Source organism: Paenibacillus sp. J14 (genome assembly GCF_000518465.1).
GTDB lineage: Bacteria > Bacillota > Bacilli > Paenibacillales > Paenibacillaceae > Fontibacillus > Fontibacillus barengoltzii.
In genome coordinates this window covers 1-19668 of sequence record NZ_JADQ01000055.1, presented here as the reverse complement: position 1 = coordinate 19668, position 19668 = coordinate 1, and the positions used below count along the sequence as shown (strand labels likewise).

The window sequence follows — 19668 nt, the reverse complement described above, 5'->3', positions numbered from 1 at the left end:
TCCTTTCGTGAATTAGAGCAAATTGTTCATGTCTATAGAATGCCCAACCTTAACAAAAAAAGCCGCCGGATTTCATCCAGCGGCCCTAAATCTATATGGTAATTTTTTGGTGTTCAATGCAAACCTCAGCTTACCCCTTAAATACGGCTCCGCCTGCTGCCGCCCCTTCCTCAGGAACAAATGGCGTACCATCCTCCTGGAATTGGGTTTTTGGATTGTTTTTAATTTCTTGCAGCATCTTGTTGCCCTTCTCTTCCCATTCTTTGAGCGCTTCCGCCGGTGTTTTCTTATTCTCCAACACCTCTTGGAAGAACCTGCGTCCGCTGTCGGTTACGCTGTATAGTCCTGGTTTTTCGCTCATCAGTTTTTCTTGCTTCGGATCCGTTGGCGGCGTCGGCTTCAGTAAATAGAATGCTTGAATATTGTAATCCAAGCCCATTTTCGGTTGGATGTACGATTTGCGAGCCAGCATTTCATAGGAGTTACTGCGAGACTTCAGCTTCGCCCAATCCTCGCCATTAATGAATTTAATGAAGTCCCAAGCGGTCTCGGCGTTTGGAGCAGCACTGTTAATGGCAAACGTATTGCTCAGCCAAATACTTCCCCCGATCCCCGGTTTTTCAGGATGGACCGGAACCGTGACGACATCCCAATCCACAGGAGTAAAGTTCTTAATTTTCGAAGCGTTGTTGTTGGCATCCGTAATTTCATTGACGTAATAGTTCTCACCAATCGTCATTGCAACTTTACCGGAGAGGAACAGGTCGCTTGTAACTGGGTTCCACTCGCCGTCCATCATCCCGCTGTTACTGTCCGGAATGATTTTGTCCTTCGCCAGCTTGCTGATGGTTTCCCAGACCTTCGTCCATTGCGGGGTATTAACCGTCATCGTTTCCGCTTTATCATCAAAGGTTTTGAGTTGCAGCGAGTTGACATAGTTGCTCTGCATATCCCAGAATGGATCGCTTCCAATGTACCGGCTAAACGCGAAACCGTAAACTCTGTCCTTCCCTTCCCCTTTCGCCAAACGACGAGCCAAATTAAAGATATCGTCCCAAGTCATATTATCGGTAGGCGGTTCAACCCCAGCGTCCGTAAAGAGCTTCTTGTTATAGAACAAGGCGGAGGAGGAGAACGAAGGTGTTAACGCATACAGACTGCCTTCCCCAAGATCCTTAATCCCGTCAATAACTGCTGGGACGAAGTCCGACGTATTGAATTTATCTTCCTGGATCATCGGATCAAGCTGTTTGACCATATTTTCCTTGATCAGCTGATTTAATACAGAAGTATCGGTGACCACGACATCCACCGGATTGCTGCCAGTCATAATTTTCTTCATGCTATCCAGGTAGTCCGGCTGAACGTATGGCTGCGAGTAGTCCTGATAACGATATTGACTTTGGTCGATGGCCGGTACAACCTCGATACGAACATTGTGCGTGAACTCATATACATCGGTATACTGCTGACGGAAATAAGAATCGTCATATCCCCCGTAAAGCACGCCGATGCGGAGCACTTTCTCCTGCTGTGGGTCTGCCGCTTTGCTACCGTTACAGCCAGCGAGCAGGCCCAACGCCAGCGTTGCAGCCAGCGATACAGACAATAATTTCTTGAACCTCATGATGGATCCCCCTCCAACGATTTAGGTGCTGTAATAATGATTTTCTCTCCGTCAAACTCCATGCTCGCCCGCCCATTGATTCCGACGGATTCCAGATATTCCTTCGGAACCTGTAAACGTCCGACACGGTCAACCACAACAAAGGCTTCGTGAACCTCCTGCAATCCTCCGCCTAGCTCGGCTGCCGCCAAATCCAGATTCGGGTTACGCTTCAGGAACTCGGTGCTCGTTAAGCCGTCACGGATGGCGACCACGCGGTCTACCTTCCCAGCCAGGTTCAAATCGTGCGTGACGATCACAACCGTGATACCCAGCTCCCGGTTCACCTGCCGGAAGATTTGCATGATCTGATCGGAAGTGGCCGTGTCGACCGAACCCGTGGGTTCGTCGGCCAGCAGAAGCTTCGGTCGATTCGACAGCGAGATCGCAATCGCAACCCGTTGCTGCTCCCCGCCGGAGAGCTGATGCAGCTTGTTGTGCATTCGATCCTTTAAGCCAACCCGCTCCAGCAGCTCTTTCGCATAGGCTCTGTCCAGCTTCCCGGTGAGCAGCATCGGCATTTCTACATTTTCCAATGCTGTCAAATAAGGAAGTAAGTTGCGGGCATTATTCTGCCAGACGAAACCAACCGTGTTACGCTTATATTCCACCAGCTGGTCATCGCGGATTTTCAGCAGATCCCAACCCCCGACGTTAACTTGGCCGGCGGACGGGCGATCCAGCCCGCCGAGAATATTCAGCAAGGTGGATTTGCCGCTGCCGCTGTTGCCGATGATCGCCATCATTTCGCCTTGTTCCACGGTTAAGTTCAGGCCTTGGAGCGCCACAACTTCGATATCTTCGGATTTGAAAATCTTGACGAGTCCTTCGCAATGAATCATCTCTTAGCGCTCCTCTCCCATTTTTACCGCCTGATGCACACGCAGTCGCCGGATTTGCCAGAACAGCAGGCCGGCTCCCATCAGGAGCATCACGAACACAACAACATAAAGCTGAAGCGTATCCTGGTTATCAAATACGATACGGAACGGCGGAACCTGCGTAGTGACGTTATCCGCTGTTTGCAGGAACGGCAAGTACAGCTTGCCGGCAATCTTCCCGATGACGATTCCGAGCACGATGGATAAGCCGGCAGTTAAGATCTGTTCGGCCAGCAGCATGAACGTCAGCTGCTTCCGGGATAAGCCCATCGCCCGCAGGATCCCGAACTGGACGACCCGGCCCGATAAGTTGAAAAACCAGTACAACACATACCCGATCAACGACACGATGACCGAGACGAGGAAACCGAGACTTAGGATCCCAAATACGCCTCCCCGGGTCGGATGCTTGCTTTGCGCCGCCAATTCACTGCGTACATCATCCACCGAATAAAGCTCAATTCCTTGATCCGCCAGCTTCGGAATCAGCGGGGCGACTTTAGCCCCCGGCTTCATCTTAAGCCAGACCTCATAAGGAATAAGCGGAACTTGATCGTAAATATAATCCAAATTCGCAATAATAAACGGTGTTTGATCTGGATATTGACTTGGCCAATACGGAATAATCCCGTATACGGCAAATTCCACCGCTTGCTCACCCAAGGCAACCGTAAACACGTCGCCCGGCTTCAGCTTATACTTCTCCGCCAAGTTCGACGGGACTAAAGCTGCACTTTCGTTCATCCCGAGAAAATTTAAATAATGGTAAGGATGCGTTGGGAACAGATCGTTCCGGAACCAGGCCACTTTGGCAAAATCGACATTGTCGATCCCCATCACATTCCCTTGGCCTGCCGAACGACCGGAGATAATGATGTTCCCCTTCGTTTGAAGCACACGTGCCGCATGCTCGACGCCGTCCAACCTCCGGAAGATTTCGAACGGGGGCTCGGAATAGATCAGTTTAGACGGGGTAGGATTTTGCCCTCCGCCTCCTGGGCCGCCGCCAGGTGCTCCACCTGGGTTCCCGCCGCCTGGAGCTCCCGGACCGCCGCCTTGACCTTGGCCGGAGCCTCCTTGAGAAGGACGAGTGATTTCCGGCGTGCCTTCCCATACCGTTCGCATGATCACATCTGCTCCATATTTATAGAGCGTCCGCTCCGTCGAATTCAGGTCGATTGTCCGTGCGGCTGAAGCGTTATATACCCCAAGACCCAGCGTCAGAACGAGCAGGATCATCAACGGATAATACGAAGAAGACGATCTGGACAGTTGCGTCAAACTTAGATAGTAAGGAACCGGCAGCCACTTTTTGCCGATCCAGCCGATCAGCTTAAGCAACCACGGGAACACCCGCAGGAAAAACAGTCCGATGGAAAAAATGGCAAGCGCGGGTACGAAGAACAGGAACGGTTGAACCTGCAGCTCATCCGTCGTCATCCCTGTCTGGAACGTCAGCATCTGCCGTTCATTAAACAGGTAATACCCATAACCCGAAATCGCCATCAAGACGATATCGATAAACCAACGTTGCCAAAATGGCGCACGATCGGAGCGCGCTTGCTTCTGCTTGGCCTTGACGATCGAGGAGCGGGCGAAGGAAATTGCCGGCAACAGCGTCGATAAGATCGCGATCACAACCGCTACCGCTCCCAATACCAAGGCATCGGCATTAAAGCCTACCGGAATGGACTTACGGTTCACAAACGTCAGGAAGCCGTCTGCCGAGCCGATGCTCTTCGACATAAACCAGCCGAGCAATGGACCTGCGATGAGTGCAACCGCGCCAAGAATCAGGCTTTCAAATAAATAGATGAAAATAATCTGCTTCGTAGAAGCTCCGCGGCTACGCAAAACCGCGATATCGCTTTGCTGCTTGTCGAGCGCCTGGCGAGCGTTCATCACAATAAAATAGAACACCATGGCAATCATCGGTGCCGCCAGGGTAAACAACAGCGTCTGCATCTGCAGGCTCTGCTTGCGGAAGTCACTGAGCAGACTGCCAAAAGAGACATCCACCTTCGTATCTTTCAGCTTCTGATATAACTCTACGTTCAACCGCTCCAGCGTATCTGAGAGCGGTGACAGCTGACTCGTCTTGATCTCACCGAGATCAAAAGCGTAATACCAGCTGGAGCTATGCAGCGGAATCGATAATCGATTCAACAGGCCTTCATTAAAGGCTTGATCCGAGATGTAGAAAGTGTTCATCATCCCTTCAAAGCCTTGATACCAGTACGGGTCATTCTCGTTCTCCGGCTGGAAGGTGCCCACGATCTTCACCTTAAGCGTCACGTCCACACCGCTGTACACCGGATACTCCATCACGTCACCGACGTGCAGATCCTGCCGGTACATCGCTTCTTCCAGCATCAAAGCCTCAAGCGTATCGCCATCGCCTTGATCGGAATACATCCGGCCGCCGGAAATTGCCACATGGTCCTGTAAACCGCTCATGGATACGATGGACATCGTCCGCGTTCGGCTCGCGTCAACCTTAGTCGGGTCCTCCGGAAATACCTCCGTACTGCGGATGGATCTGATGTTCACGTAGGTGTCAAACGGGAAGCCAATTTGCCCCGGCACCTCGTCAACAATGTATTGATTGACGGCGGATAGTGCATTCAAATCCGTCTTGGTACCACCCGGCGCCTGATAGCTCATGATCAACGAACCGGCGGGCAGCCCTTCGCTCTCCGCCTGCAGGGTGGTTGCAACGACCCGCTTCAGCGAACCGTCGGAATACATCGGAATGCTGACCGTGAACGAGACCGCGACAATGAGGCCCAATAGCGTACTTAACGTCAGCCATTTCGTGTTCCACATTTTGCGGAACAATAAACGTAATAAAGGAAGTCCCATTAACGACCCACTACTTTCTGCCCCGGCGTGAGTCCTTTAACAATTTCCACGTCGGTCGAGGTCTGCAAACCTACCTCAACATCGGCTTCACGTTTCGAACCGTCTTCCTCTACCACCTGAACATAAGTGCGCGAGCCAATCGTCCGCAGGGCGGAAATCGGAATCAGCACCGCGTTCTCCTTGCGTTCCGTTACAATGGACACGCTGAGCGGCCGTCCACGTTCAAGTCCCTCCGGCCATTTGTCCAGTTCCACGATCAGGTACTTATCGATCGTATCTTTCTCTGGAGGTTTGCCGCCTCCGCCGCCGTTATTGTCGTCGGACGATCCGGAATCCACTGGCATGACCTTCACCTTCCCGTCGAATACGCCCATCGCATTAATATCAACCTTGGCTTTCATACCAACGGCAATCTTTTCTAAATCCTCCTTGGCAAACTGAGCTGCCACGACCAACGAAGACGTGTCGGACAACACGGCTACCGTATCATATGCTTTGATCGCGGCTCCTTTCTGGACGGAGACGGAAATGATCGTTCCGGAGAACGGCGCACGGAGTGTGCCGTCAGCGATCGTCTTCTCCAAATCCTCCAGCTCTTGACGCTGTTCCTCAAAGACGATCGAGGCCTCCTCAAATTCGATCGGGTCCTTCTCGTCCTTCGTACGCAGCAGCTCCTTCATAGAGATTTCCTGCTTGCGGAACTCCAGCTTCTTCTTCCGTAATTCCTTCTGCAAATCTTCGACATCCAATTGAATGAGAGCATCGCCTTGCTTGACTTTGTCGCCTGCCTTAACGAGCACTTCCTTCACGTGAAGATTATCCTCTGTGAAAAATAACGGCTCCTCGCGCTGGCTCATGATCTTCCCAACCGCACTGACGCTAAGCTCGATCGTCTCCGTGCGCACCTCATACTCCGGCTTCTTCGAGATTGTCGGCGGCGTGATCACCGGCAGGTCCTCCTCCGCCTCTTCGTCCGGCAGCAGGGCGCAGCCTGTGGACGCAATTAACGTCAGGGACAGAGCGAATACCCCCAGCGTTCGAACAAGCCTTATCCCCCCTTTTTTATTCGATAAATTTGCCATCCACCATTTCGTAAACATGGTCCGCTACCTCCAGGATTGTAGGATCGTGAGTAGTCATACAGATCGTCACGCGTTCGGTCTGTATGATGTTCTTGAATACTGCCATGACTTGTGCTCCCATTTGCGAATCGAGGTTGGCCGTTGGTTCATCCGCCAACAACAGCTTGGGGCGATGGGCAATCGCTTTGGCGATGGCCACCCGTTGCTGTTCGCCCCCGGACAACTCGAACGGGCGGTGAAACATCCGTTTTCCGAGTCCAACAAGCTCCAAGCAATGCTTAACGCGCGGCTTCCATTCCTGAGGGGGAACTCCCGCCATACGCAGCGACAGTTCGACATTCTCCCAAGCGGAGAGCAACGGCAGCAAGGCGTAGGCCTGGAAAATAAAGCCGATCTGATTCCGACGCAGCAGGGTACGCTTATCGTCGTTCAGCTCATGAAGCGGCTGACCGCGGAACCAGATTTCACCGGAAGTCGGCTGATCCAATCCGCCAAGCATGTTGAGCAATGTCGTTTTGCCCGAGCCAGAACGGCCTTTAAGCATGACCAGCTGGCCTGAGAGCACTTCCATGTTGATTCCCTTCAATACCTGGATTTCTCCTCCGCCCACCGGAAATGATCGGCGAACGTCTTTGACCGACAAAATAGGTCCGGTCTCCTTCTCTTCCTCCTTCTGTACAACATGGGCTGCAATAACCTCGGCATCTGCTTCTGCTAATGCCGTCTTCTCCGCGGCAGCGGCGGTCTCCCCCTCCGCACTTTCCGGTACCGGAGAATCAGCTCCGGGCTGAACTTCGACTTTTTCTTTCTTGCGAAGCCATCGCATCATTGTGTATCGGTCTCCCATTTCCCTAAATTGTGCTTCTCCTCTTCTGCTTCCTCTTCTTGGACTTCTTGGTCTAATTGGCCTTGTCTAGCAATACATTCACGTCTTGCATTATAAACGAAATACGATGGCAAAAAGTTACAAGCTCATTAACGAAATCGTTAATTTTTTACCAGATTTTTCGCGCTGATGCATGGTTACAATTCTGTTAGAATTAAGGAGGATTCTACTAATTTCGGCAAGGAGAACTAATATTTCATGAAGAAAATGATCCCCATCCTGCTCACGGCGACGCTCTTATTCACCAATGTCGTGCTTCGGCAAGAGCCGGTCGCTGCCGATCTTCCTTTTAACGACATTTCAAACAGCTATGCTAAAGATGCCATCCTCCGTTTAAATGCGAACAATGTAATGAAAGGAACCTCAGGTTCTGAATTTTCTCCAACCCGCTCCATTACCCGAGCCGAGTTTATGACTACATTGACGCGCATCTTTAAGGTGGAACCGGCCAAATCCGTTATCCCCGCTTATCGCGATGTCCCCAAAACCGCCTGGTACTATGGCACAATCCAAGCCGCCACGGAACTTGGGCTTACCAACGGCTTGGGAGACGGGATCTTTAAGCCAAACCAGCCGTTAACCCGGCAGGAGGCCGCTTCATGGATCGTTCGTGCTTTAAAACAAAACGCCGCCGGCAATTCGTCTTCCAATTATCAGGATGCAGCGATGATCGCGGCATGGGCCAAGCCTTCGGTCAGTTCCATTACCGAGCTCGGGTTGATGCAGGGAAGCGACGGGGTATTTCATCCAACACAGCCAATAACCCGCCAGGAGACCGCTGTCATCCTGGATCGCCTGCTGCAGGACACCCGATGGACCGATGCGCTCGCAGCCAGCACGAATCAGACCATCAAGCTAGGATGGCAATACGGCCTGTCAACCGAAGCCTACAAGAAAGCCGTGTTGCAATCGAATGTGAACGTGCTGGTGCCTCGGTGGTTTTTTCTCGAAAGTAATGGCAAATTTTCTGATTCCAGCGTTCCCTCGCTCGTAACCTGGGCGAAAAATAACGGCAAACAAGTTTGGGCCATGATCGGAAACCGATTTGATCAGGAAACGACGCACAAGCTTCTGGCTTCCAGTTCGCTTTCTTCCGAAGCGATTCAAACCTTGAAGTCCTACGTTCAAAAATATGGGCTGCATGGCATCAACGTCGATTTTGAAAATGTCGCAGCTTCCGATCGCAGCTTGTATACGGCCTTTATCGCCAAACTGGCACAGGAGCTTCATTCCGTCTCTGCCGTCTTGTCTGTGGATTTACCGCCGGACCTCGACACTGACTGGTCGGACGCCTATAATTACGCAGAACTGGCGAAGAGCGCCGATTACCTGGTCATTATGACCTACGACGAGCATTGGGGCGGGGCTGCTGCCGGTTCCATCGCATCGCTTGGCTGGGTGGACAATCACCTGCAAAAACTGCTCACCCAAGTCCCTTCCAACCAACTCATTATGGGGATGCCGCTGTATACGCGGGATTGGAGCCTAAGCAGCACCGGGGCTACGTTGTCTTCCGAGGACATCACCCTCGCCGCTCAAAATAACCGGATGAACCAATACGGCCTGAAGCCAAAATGGAACGACACATTAGGGCAGTACACCATGGAGTATCGCAAGAACGGGACGCTCCACAAAATTTGGCTGGAGGATGCCCGCTCCCTCTCGGAGAAGCTGAGGTTAGGCATGAAGTTCGGAGTGGCCGGTTATGCTTACTGGCACATCGGCGGTGAATCGCCGGACATCTGGACGAGTCTTCAAAATGCGGAGAAATACGCAGGATATTCATTTAAGTAATCCGCCATCATTTCTAAATCATATGTAATAATAAAGACCACCTTATGAGACAAAGCGATGTTGCTTCTCAGGGGTGGTCTTTTGATATACAGACAAAAAAACAGCCCTTCTCGGGGCTGTTTTAACCATATGGAAGTACTTAGGCATTTCCGAAGGAAGCCGGGTCTTGCCGCCAGGACTTGAGCAGTTCCAGGTCTTCCGGCTGAATATCCCCGCGCTGCACGGCGACATCCATCAATGCTGTATAGTTGGACAAGGTTTGCAGCGGGATGCCAGCTTCAGCAAACGCCTGCACCGCTTTATCGAGCTGATAGCTGAAGATCGCCAGCACGGCCAACGGTTCTGCCCCCGCATCGCGCACGGCCTGCGCTGCTTTGATCGAACTGCCGCCTGTCGAGATCAAATCCTCGATAACAACCACCTTCTGCCCTGGTTTAATCAGACCTTCAATTTGATTCTCCTTGCCATGGCCTTTGGCCTTATCGCGAATATAGGCCATCGGCAGCCCCAGCTTCTGCGACGTAAACGCGGCATGCGGAATGCCGGCCGTAGCTGTTCCGGCGATAACTTCGGCCTCCGGATAGTCTTTACGGATCAGTGCAGCAAACGATTCAGCGATTAGATCGCGGATCTGCGGGTAGGACATCGTGAGGCGGTTGTCGCAATAGATCGGCGATTTAATCCCCGAAGTCCAAGTAAACGGCTGATGCGGACGAAGCGCAACGGCTCCGATCTCTAACAGGCTGCTGGCAATTTGCGCTTCGACGGATTGGGTATTGGTCATGCTACATCATCTCCTTAATGATCGTCTCCGCGGCTTCTCGCGGGTTAGGGGCAGCGATAATTGGACGGGCAACGACGATATAGTCCGTGCCTTGCGCCATCGCTTCGCCTGGGGTTAACGTACGCGTTTGATCACCTTTAGGGCTGTTCGCTGGACGAATCCCCGGCGTTACCGTCAGGAAGGCTTGTCCGCACTTCTCCTTAATTGCGGTAACTTCCAGCGGAGAAGCAACCACTCCGTCCAAACCGGCCGAACGGGCCAGGTCCGCATAATGTACGACGGAGGCTTCAACTTCGCCCGGGATGCCAATCTGTTCATTCATCACTTGCTTGCTGGTGCTCGTCAGCTGCGTAACCGCGATGATCTTTGGCATCGTCAACGTCGGGTCGGCTTCCACCGCCGCCAGTGCGCCTTCTTTTGCCGCCTTCATCATGTCCAGCCCGCCGGCCGCATGCACGTTAAACAGGTCTACACCCAGCTTGGTGACGCTGTTCGCACCACCTTTGACGGTGTTGGGAATATCATGCATTTTCACATCGAGAAAAACGGAGTACCCCCGCTGCTTTAATTCCCGGATCAGTTCCGGACCCGCCGCATAGAACAGTTGCAGCCCCACCTTCATGTAACAAGGGATGCCCTCCAGCTCCTTCAGCAGCTTCCGCGCTTGCTCCGCATCAGGGAAATCGAGACCCACGATCAGCTTCCCAGCCGCTTCTTCAAACGAACGCAAATCCGCTCTCCTCCATTCATGCTTGCGGCTCCGAAGCATCCTGCTTCCGAGCCGCCATCTTCTTCGTCCTCTAACGGACCTGAAAGACCTTATTTAAGCATTTCCCTGCGATTTCCCGCTGTAACGGACTCCATGGACATTATTCAGTCCTCATGGAGCCACTCAGCTGCGATCTAAGCAAAATAAGGTCTCCTCGGTCCGTTAGAATGGTTATTTGCTTCACACCAGATCAATAACGTCTCTAGTGTCCGTTAGCGTCTGCGATTAAAGTGCGGGCATCGCTTGGGAAGAGAAGTTGATCGTCTCCAACATCTCCAGCAGCGCCCGAACGGTATCGAGCGAAGTCATGCAGACCACGCCGTTCTCCACCGCTTCCCGGCGAATCCGGAAGCCATCGCGCTCCGGTTCTTTGCCCTTCGTCAACGTGTTGATGACGAAGTGAGCTTCGCCGTTCCGGATCAGATCGAGGATGTTCGGCACCCCTTCGGACAGCTTGTAAACCGTCGTCACATGAATACCCGCCTCGATCAGCGCAGAAGCCGTGCCATCCGTAGCGATGATCTTGTACCCCAGGCGGTAGAAGCCGCGAAGCAGCTCAACCGCTTCTTGTTTATCCTTGTCGGCTACCGTAGCGATAATCGCCCCGGTTGAAGGAATCTTCATTCCCGCGCCGATCAAGCCTTTATACAATGCTTTGGCGTATTGCGGATCGCGGCCCATGACCTCGCCGGTCGATTTCATTTCCGGACCAAGCGTTGGTTCTACCCGACGCAGCTTCGCGAAGGAGAATACCGGCACCTTCACCGCAACCTGATGGCTTTCCGGCCACAGGCCATTGGAGTAGCCCAGATCGCTTAGTTTCGCCCCAAGAATACACTGGGTTGCTACATTCGCCATCGGAATGTTTGTCACTTTGCTCAGGAACGGTACTGTACGCGAGGAGCGAGGGTTCACCTCGATCACATACACTTCGTTGTTGTAGATGACGAACTGGATGTTCACCAGACCTACCGTCTTCAGCTCGCGGGCGATTTTGACCGTGATTTCAACGATTTTCTCTTTCAGCTCTGCCGACAGATGCTGCGGCGGATACACCGCAATCGAGTCGCCGGAGTGAACGCCAGCGCGTTCGATATGCTCCATAATCCCCGGGATCAGTACTGTTTCCCCGTCGCTGATGGCGTCGACCTCTACCTCTTTGCCAAGCATGTAGCGGTCGATCAGGACCGGATGCTGCGGATTGATGTTCACCGCTTCTTCCATGTAGCGCAGCAGCTCCTGGTCGGAGTAGACGATTTCCATCGCCCGGCCGCCCAGTACATACGAAGGTCTTACCAGTACCGGATAACCCAGGGCTTGAGCAGTTCCAACCGCTTCTTCTACCGAGGTTACTGTGCTGCCCTTCGGCTGTGCGATGCCCAGCTTCGACAGGAGCGCTTCAAACTTCTTGCGATCCTCCGCCTCGTCGATGCTTTCCAGCGAGGTTCCGAGGATGCGAACGCCCGCCGCTTGCAGCGGTGCTGCCAAGTTGATCGCCGTTTGGCCGCCGAATTGGACGATGACGCCAACCGGCTTCTCCTCTTCGATAACATTCATGACATCCTCGAAGAACAGCGGTTCAAAGTAGAGGCGATCCGACGTGTTAAAGTCCGTGGATACCGTCTCTGGGTTGTTGTTGATGATTACTGCCTCATATCCGGCTTTTTGAATTGCCCAAACCGCGTGTACTGTCGAGTAGTCAAACTCGATGCCTTGCCCGATCCGAATCGGTCCGGAGCCCAGCACCACGATCTTCTCTTTGTCCGTTTGAACGACTTCGTTCTCCGTTTCATAGGTCGAGTAGTAGTAAGGCGTGGAGGCTTCAAATTCAGCCGCGCACGTATCTACCATTTTGTAAACCGGCTTCAGTCCATGCTCTTTGCGGAAGCTTCTCACTTCCGCCTCTGTCGTGTGCGTGCCTGTCGGCTGTCCGGCAGCGCGCAGCTCGGCGATCGCCCGGTCCGTAAACCCTAAGCGCTTCGCTTCGTACAGCGTTTCATAGGAAAAGAACTCTTCTTCCGCAATCCGTTTCTCGAAATCCACCAAACGCTCGATTTTATCAAGGAACCACCAGTCGATTCCGGTCAGATCATGAATGAGCTGCAGTTTGTAGCCGCGGCGGAACGCTTCGGCGATCAGGAACAGCCGCTCGTCATCCGCTTTGATCAAGCGAGTTTTCAGCGTTTCATCGTCGATGTTCTCCACGCCTTTCAGATAGAGGCGATGGGTGCCGATCTCCAGCGAACGGACCGCTTTATGAATCGACTCTTCGAAGGTCCGGCCAATCGCCATCACTTCGCCGGTCGCCTTCATCTGCGTGCCCAGCTTGCGGTTGGCATGAACGAATTTATCAAACGGCCAGCGCGGAATTTTGCTGACGATGTAATCCAGCGTCGGCTCGAAGCAAGCGTAGGTCTGCCCTGTAACCGGATTGATGATTTCGTCCAGTGTGTAGCCCAGCGCAATTTTGGCAGCCATTTTCGCGATTGGATACCCCGTCGCTTTGGACGCAAGCGCCGACGAACGGCTGACCCGCGGATTAACTTCGATCACGTAGTATTGGAAGCTTTGCGGATCGAGCGCGAACTGGACGTTACAGCCGCCTTCGATGTTCAGCGCACGAATAATCTTCAGCGAAGCCGAACGGAGCATCTGATACTCACGGTCAGACAGCGTTTGGCTTGGCGCCACGACAATACTGTCCCCGGTATGTACACCAACCGGGTCGAAGTTTTCCATGTTGCAGACCACGATACAGTTGTCGTTCGCATCGCGCATCACTTCATATTCGATTTCCTTCATGCCGGCGATCGATTTCTCGATCAAGCATTGGCCAATCGGGCTGTAACGGATCCCCGACTTCACCGTCTCGCGCAGTTCCTCTTCTGTAGCGCAGATCCCGCCGCCGGTGCCGCCCAGCGTATATGCCGGACGAACGATCACCGGATAGCCGATTTCGCTTGCAAAATCCAGCGCCTCTTCCACCGAAGTGATGATTGTGCTCTCCGGCACCGGCTGCTCCAGCTCGCGCATCAGTTCGCGGAACAGGTCGCGGTCTTCGGCTTTCTCAATCGACGTCAGTTGAGTGCCAAGGAGCTTCACATTTTCGCGCTCCAGCACGCCTGCGCGGGCCAATTCCACCGCCATGTTCAGACCGGTCTGCCCGCCGAGCGTCGGCAGCAAGCCGTCCGGCCGCTCCTGGCGAATGATTTGCGTGACGAATTCCAGCGTGATCGGTTCAATGTAAACCTTGTCGGCCATGTTGGTATCGGTCATGATCGTCGCCGGGTTGCTGTTGATCAGCACCACCTCGACGCCCTCTTCCTTCAGCGCTTGGCAAGCTTGCGTTCCGGCGTAATCGAACTCAGCCGCCTGACCGATAACGATCGGTCCGGAACCGATGACGAGAATTTTCTTAAGGTCTTTGTTGATCGGCATAGGTTTATAGTTCTCCTTTCGCAGCGGCCATCAGTTCGGCTTGGCGAGGCTTTTGCGGATTTTGCCGCTTGTGCTCGCGGATCATCTCGATGAATCGGTCGAACAGGTAGCTGTTATCGTACGGTCCCGGAGCCGCCTCTGGATGGTACTGCACAGAGAAGGCCGGGTATTTCTTATGCTTCAAGCCTTCGATGGTTTTATCATTGTTGTTAATATGGGTAACTTCCAGCTCCGTCCCAGCGATGGATGCTTCGTTTACGGTGTATCCATGATTTTGCGATGTGATATAGCAGCGGCCGGTAGCCAGCTCTTTCACCGGGTGGTTCCCGCCGCGATGGCCGAATTTCAGCTTTTCCGTATCAGCGCCGCAGGCGAGGGCAAACAGCTGGTGGCCCAGGCAAATGCCGAAGATCGGGTACTCACCAAGCAGTTCAGAAATCATTTTCACTGCATGCGGTACGTCTTTCGGGTCCCCCGGTCCGTTGGACAGCTGAATCCCGTCGGGATGCAGGCGGCGAATTTCATCCGCAGTCGTATCATGCGGGACGATCACGACGTCGCAATCGCGTTTGTTCAGCTCGCGCAGAATACCGCTTTTCGCACCGAAGTCAACCAACACGATGCGTTCCTTCGAACCCGGACTGCTGTACACATGCTTCGTCGAGGTTTGCGCCACTTGGTTGCGCAGCTCGGCGATGCTGGTTGCCAGCATCATTTCTTTTAATTCCTCCACCGATTTATTGGAGGTCGTTAAAATCCCTCTCATCGTTCCCTGATGGCGGATAAGTCGCGTCAGCATGCGCGTATCGATGTCGGCAATGCCGGGAATTCCGTATTCCTTCAGCAGGTCACCCAAATTGTACTGCGCCCTCCAGTTGCTTGGGGTTGGTTCATAGCGGCGAACCACAAACCCGTGGATCGACGGCGTAATCGATTCAAAGTCATCGCGCGAAATGCCGTAGTTCCCGATCAGCGGGTACGTCATCGTGACGATTTGCCCGCAATAAGATGGATCGGACAGCACCTCTTGGTACCCCGTAATTCCCGTATTAAAAACGACCTCGCCTGTTTTCTCTCCTTCCGCTCCGAATGAGGTTCCGGTAAACAGCGTGCCGTCCTCCAACAATAGTCTTGCCTGCATCCTGAAGCACTCCTTTATCCATAAGCTAAAACTACATTTTCTTATCCGCCCGTTAACGGGTCAGTTCTAGTTCATCATTCCATACCAGTCTTCCACGGGCGATTGTGGCGACCGGCCAGCCTTTTAGCTTCCAACCGGCAAACGGGGTGTTGCGTCCCTTCGAGGCGAAGGTCTCAGGATCCACCGTGCGTTCCGCGTCCAGATCAACGATCGTCAGATCCGCCGGAGCGCCTGGAACCAACCGTCCGGTTTCTAGACCAAACACACGAGCCGGGTCTGCTGTCATACGCTGCACCAGCATCTCCAGGCTCCAACGGCCAGTTGTCACAAACTTCGTATATAACAGCGGGAAGGCTGTCTCAAAACCAACGATTCCAAACGGTGCCAGCTGCATGCCTTTTGCTTTTTCCTCTTCACTGTGCGGAGCATGGTCGGTGACGATGATGTCGATCGTGCCGTCCTCCAGCGCTTCGATGCAGGCTTCCACATCTCGGCGGGAGCGCAGCGGCGGGTTCATTTTCCAATTGGCATCCAATCCGGGAATATCCGCCTCCGATAACACCAGATGGTGCGGACACACCTCTGCGGTCACGTTAATGCCGAGCTGCTTCGCTTGACGAATCAGCCGGATCGACTGCTCCGTGCTCACGTGGCAGACATGGTAGTGAACCCCGGTCGCTTCCGCCAGCAAAATATCCCGCCCCACATGAATCGCCTCCGATTCGTTCGGGATCCCTTTCAGTCCGTGCTTGCGGGCGAATTCCCCTTCAGCCACCGGCGCGCCTTCCACCAGCGAATTGTCTTCGCAGTGGGCAATTACCGGCATCCCCAGCGCAGCCGCTTGACGCATCGCATCCTTCATCATTTGTGCGCTCTGTACGCCTACGCCGTCGTCGGTGAAACCAATCGCACCGGCTTCCTTCAAAGCAGCAAAGTCGGTCAGCTCGCGACCCAGCTCAGATTTGGTGATCGCCGCATAAGGCAGCACGTTCACCAGCCCAGCTTCCTCCGCCTTCTCCTTCACATAGCGAACCGTATCCGGATTGTCGGTCACCGGCCGCGTATTTGGCATGCAAGCGATGGTGGTGAATCCCCCTTTCGCTGCTGAACGCGAACCGGTTTCGATCGTTTCTTTATGTTCAAATCCCGGTTCCCGCAGATGGACGTGCATATCAATAAATCCCGGAGTGACCAGTCTGCCCCCTGCATCGATTACCTGTGTCCCTTCCTCAGCGACTAGCTGCTTGAGGCTTCCTGTTTTCTCGATGTTCGAGATCACTCCGTTCTCGATGACGATTTGAGCGATTTCTTGTTCCCCTTGTTCGTTTAAGATCTTGGCATTGATTACGACAAGCCGCATTCTGATTTCTCCTCCCGCTGATTTTGAAGTACGATCCGAAAAATAACGTCCATTGCCCGTCGCCTAAGCTACAGGCGCTCCCCCTCATTTGCTAGAGCAATGCGCGTTCCAGAACCGCCATGCGGATCGGAACTCCGTTTTGCATCTGCTTGAAGATGCGGGATTGCGGGTGTTCCACCACCGCATCGTCGATCTCCACGCCCCGGTTCACTGGAGCCGGGTGCATGATCAGCGCGTGCGGTGCAAGACTCGCAGCCCGCTCCTCCGTTAAGCCGTAATGCAGTCGATATTCTTCGGCCGACTTAATCAGCCCGCCAACGTGGCGTTCTAACTGCACTCGCAGCATCATCACCACATCGGCGCAAAGCGCTTCGTCCATCGGAACGTAAGGCGCATACGCGCTGAGCTCCGGTGCTTGCATATTGTTCGGCGCGCACAGCTTCACTTCGGCGCCGAACTTTTGCAGCGCCCACAGATTCGAACGTGCCACCCGGCTATGCTTGATGTCTCCGATGATCGATACCTTCAGCCCGCCGAGTTCTCCGAAATGCTGTCTCATCGTATATAGATCCAGCAGCGCTTGCGTCGGGTGCTCATTGTTGCCGTCTCCGGCATTCACCAGCGGTACGGATACCCGCTTCGCCAGCTCCTCCAACACACCGATCGGCTTCAGCCGGATGACTCCAGCGTCAATGCCCATCGATTCCAACGTGCGAACCGTATCGTAAATCGACTCGCCTTTCTCTACGCTAGAGGCGGCTGCCGCGAAGTTCAGCACCTGAGCACCCAGCCGTTTCTCCGCCATCTCGAATGAGAAGCGGGTGCGCGTACTGTTTTCGAAAAACATATTCGCAACAAAGTGCTCCTTCAACACCGGAATCATCTTCTCTTCCTTGGCATCCCAGTAGGCAGCCCGGTCGAGAATCGAGGAAATTTCCGCTGCGCTTAAATCCTTCAGCCCGAGGAGGCTGCGTTCCTTCAGTGCAGTTGCCGTCAGCGCCATCTTAGTTCCCCTCCCGTGCATGCAGGATGCGAACCAGATCAGTGCCGTCATGCTCGGTCAAGAGCACCTCGATTTCTTCCGATCGCGATGTTGGTACGTTCTTGCCAACGTAATCAGCTCGGATCGGCAGTTCCCGATGTCCCCGGTCAGCGAGTACCGCTAACTGGATCGACTCCGGACGACCGCAATCCATGATCGCGTCCATGGCTGCACGAATCGTACGGCCTGTGTAGAGAACATCGTCGAACAGGATCACTTTTTTGCCTTGAATCGAGACCGGGAACGTGGCTTTGGCCGCCCCTTGAGTAGCCTCCACTTTGTCATCGCGGTAGTTTGTTACGTCAAGCTCGCCCCATGGAATTGCGGTTCCTTCAATACTCTCCAAGCGCTCAGCCAGCCGTTTTGCGAGGTAAACTCCTCTGGTTTTGATGCCGGCCAATACACAGCCCTCGATGCCTTTGTTGCGTTCCAAAATTTCATGTGCAATTCTTGTCAGTGCCCTCCGAATCGCGGTTTCATCCATAATGATATGACTTTCGTTGCTCACAGCTGCGACCTCCTTAGGGATAGGGTCACCTTGCATCGGTCCGTGATAGGCGCATAAAAAAACTCCCTGCCCGTATATCCAGGCAAGGAGTCTTCAGCCATAGTGTACCTATGACTATCATGTAGGATTTGGGCACAGAGAACCGACTTAAATAAGCGCAGTTCGCCCATTTCCCCACTCACGTTACCTTGCCAGCCTCACGGGACTGAATTAAAGGTGCTTATGGTTTACATGAATTATGACAGAATGAAAATAGCCTGTCAAGACACCCTGCCGAGTTTGTAACCTCCCGATACTGAGGTTGATTCTTCCCCCGTGTGAAGCCTGCTGTGATGCGGTTGTTAATAATTATACATTCAATGTAATATTTATTCAACAGTTAGTTTCCCCGGCTTATCCTTGATCTGAAGCCGTTTAACCCGTGTGCTCTCCCCGCCAGATCCCTGCATAAATTTCCTAACATGTTGAATATTTAACCGGGATGTTTGGGGAATGGTGGGCAGCAAGATCACTAATAGTGCATGGTACTTGCTGTGTAACGCTGATCAGAAGCGCTATTTGGCGAAAAAGGGGCCCCATGAAAACGTAACGCTTAGGAGAGAGCTTATTTACGATTTTTGAGTGCAAATGGGGTGGGTTTAGCCTAAATAAGACTGCTGGTAAGCGTTAAAATGAAAATTTGGCGCTTTTCTCCGAATTAAGCATTCTGGCAGGCGTTAGAATAAAAGCGGACTCCGAACCTACACCCTTACCAGTATGTAATCGATTGGTAATAGCCAGTATCTGCAGCATCTCTTGTAGCAAGGCACCAAACCCATCGTCAGCACCAGCTCAGGCACAGTTAGTTCAGGGAAGTATGCTGTAACGCTTAACAGAAACGCTATTTGGGGAAAATTCGGGCATTCTGCGGCGTAACGCTTACAGGAGAGCTTATTTGCGATATTTCATCGTAAAAGAGGCTGTTTTTGCCTCAATAAGGCTGCTGGTAAGCGTTAAAAGTAAAACTTTGCGTTTTTCGCACAAATAAGCACTCTGGCAAGCGTTAGAGCACAATTGGACTCTGCCCCTTCATTCTAGCAAGCGTTAGAGCAAAAGTGGCACCAGCGGCAGCAATCGCCGCTAGAGTGAAAGGCTGGGCGAGGCCCAGCCCCTCCTCATCAAACCGTACGTGAGGTTTTCCCTCATACGGCTTTCCGATGTTCGTCATCATGAGCATGCAGATTACAAGAGCGTTTTAAGTCCATATTGAATAGACAAAGACTTCACTTCGCGCAGCGAACTCAACCATCGTCTGCGTTTGTGTTTCTTAGCATACCACTTCGCAAACCGCTGCCGGATATACCAATCCAACTTCGCCATCTTCCTCTGGCTGTAAGCTGTGTAGTAGTAATTGCGCCAGCCTTGAATCTTTGGATTCAGGTACTCCACGTGCTCTTCGAAACTCAGGCGTCGCAT

The 19668-nt window shown here is 53.1% G+C and carries 14 protein-coding genes; 1 reads left to right on the top strand and 13 read right to left on the bottom strand.

Annotated features, from left to right (window positions below):
- Nucleotides 1-130 precede the first annotated feature (130 nt).
- From M891_RS24135 to M891_RS0118045, 5 genes are read right to left on the bottom strand one after another with little or no spacing between them, the layout of a single operon-like run.
- On the bottom strand, nucleotides 131-1627 hold the full coding sequence (locus M891_RS24135) for an ABC transporter substrate-binding protein (protein ID WP_036700917.1): 1497 nt from the start codon (nucleotides 1625-1627) through the stop codon (nucleotides 131-133).
- Nucleotides 1624-2508: an ABC transporter ATP-binding protein gene (locus M891_RS0118060; RefSeq protein WP_016311544.1), complete on the bottom strand. Its 885-nt coding sequence runs from the start codon at nucleotides 2506-2508 to the stop codon at nucleotides 1624-1626. The genes M891_RS24135 and M891_RS0118060 overlap by 4 nt, the downstream gene beginning before the upstream one ends.
- A gap of 3 nt (nucleotides 2509-2511) precedes the next feature.
- On the bottom strand, nucleotides 2512-5409 hold the full coding sequence (locus tag M891_RS0118055) for an ABC transporter permease (protein WP_016311543.1): 2898 nt from the start codon (nucleotides 5407-5409) through the stop codon (nucleotides 2512-2514).
- Nucleotides 5409-6509 carry an efflux RND transporter periplasmic adaptor subunit gene (locus M891_RS0118050; protein WP_028539790.1) on the bottom strand — a complete coding sequence of 367 codons (1101 nt, stop codon included), beginning with the start codon at nucleotides 6507-6509 and terminating at the stop codon, nucleotides 5409-5411. Before M891_RS0118050 ends, M891_RS0118055 begins: the two co-directional genes overlap by 1 nt.
- On the bottom strand, nucleotides 6472-7320 hold the full coding sequence (locus tag M891_RS0118045) for an ABC transporter ATP-binding protein (RefSeq protein ID WP_016311541.1): 849 nt from the start codon (nucleotides 7318-7320) through the stop codon (nucleotides 6472-6474). Before M891_RS0118045 ends, M891_RS0118050 begins: the two co-directional genes overlap by 38 nt.
- A gap of 255 nt (nucleotides 7321-7575) precedes the next feature.
- Here M891_RS0118045 and M891_RS0118040 point away from each other — a divergent pair, with 255 nt between their 5' ends.
- Nucleotides 7576-9171 (top strand): S-layer homology domain-containing protein, encoded by a 1596-nt coding sequence (locus tag M891_RS0118040; protein ID WP_028539788.1) that lies wholly within the window; start codon nucleotides 7576-7578, stop codon nucleotides 9169-9171.
- Nucleotides 9172-9310: 139 nt separating this feature from the next.
- Here M891_RS0118040 and pyrE read toward each other — a convergent pair whose 3' ends face one another.
- The 8 genes from pyrE to M891_RS0117990 form a co-directional block, all read right to left on the bottom strand.
- Entirely contained in the window at nucleotides 9311-9955 is a 645-nt protein-coding gene (gene pyrE / locus M891_RS0118035) for an orotate phosphoribosyltransferase (protein ID WP_028539787.1), read from the bottom strand.
- Between the two features lies 1 nt (nucleotide 9956).
- A complete protein-coding gene (gene pyrF, locus M891_RS0118030) occupies nucleotides 9957-10724 on the bottom strand; it encodes an orotidine-5'-phosphate decarboxylase (RefSeq protein ID WP_051417093.1) in 768 nt (255 codons plus the stop codon).
- Between the two features lie 225 nt (nucleotides 10725-10949).
- Nucleotides 10950-14162, bottom strand: a complete 3213-nt coding sequence (gene carB, locus M891_RS0118025; RefSeq protein ID WP_028539785.1) for a carbamoyl-phosphate synthase large subunit — start codon at nucleotides 14160-14162, stop codon at nucleotides 10950-10952.
- Between the two features lie 4 nt (nucleotides 14163-14166).
- Nucleotides 14167-15303, bottom strand: a complete 1137-nt coding sequence (carA, locus tag M891_RS0118020) for a glutamine-hydrolyzing carbamoyl-phosphate synthase small subunit (RefSeq protein WP_016311536.1) — start codon at nucleotides 15301-15303, stop codon at nucleotides 14167-14169.
- A gap of 52 nt (nucleotides 15304-15355) precedes the next feature.
- Nucleotides 15356-16663 carry a dihydroorotase gene (locus tag M891_RS0118015; RefSeq protein WP_028539784.1) on the bottom strand — a complete coding sequence of 436 codons (1308 nt, stop codon included), beginning with the start codon at nucleotides 16661-16663 and terminating at the stop codon, nucleotides 15356-15358.
- A gap of 91 nt (nucleotides 16664-16754) precedes the next feature.
- A complete protein-coding gene (locus M891_RS0118010) occupies nucleotides 16755-17666 on the bottom strand; it encodes an aspartate carbamoyltransferase catalytic subunit (RefSeq protein ID WP_028539783.1) in 912 nt (303 codons plus the stop codon).
- A 1-nt stretch (nucleotide 17667) separates the two neighbouring features.
- Nucleotides 17668-18213, bottom strand: coding sequence for a bifunctional pyr operon transcriptional regulator/uracil phosphoribosyltransferase PyrR (pyrR, locus tag M891_RS0118005; RefSeq protein WP_016311533.1), 546 nt, complete (start codon nucleotides 18211-18213; stop codon nucleotides 17668-17670).
- Nucleotides 18214-19434: 1221 nt separating this feature from the next.
- The coding region (locus M891_RS0117990; protein ID WP_028539529.1) for a group II intron maturase-specific domain-containing protein at nucleotides 19435-19668 on the bottom strand (234 nt) is incomplete at its 5' end.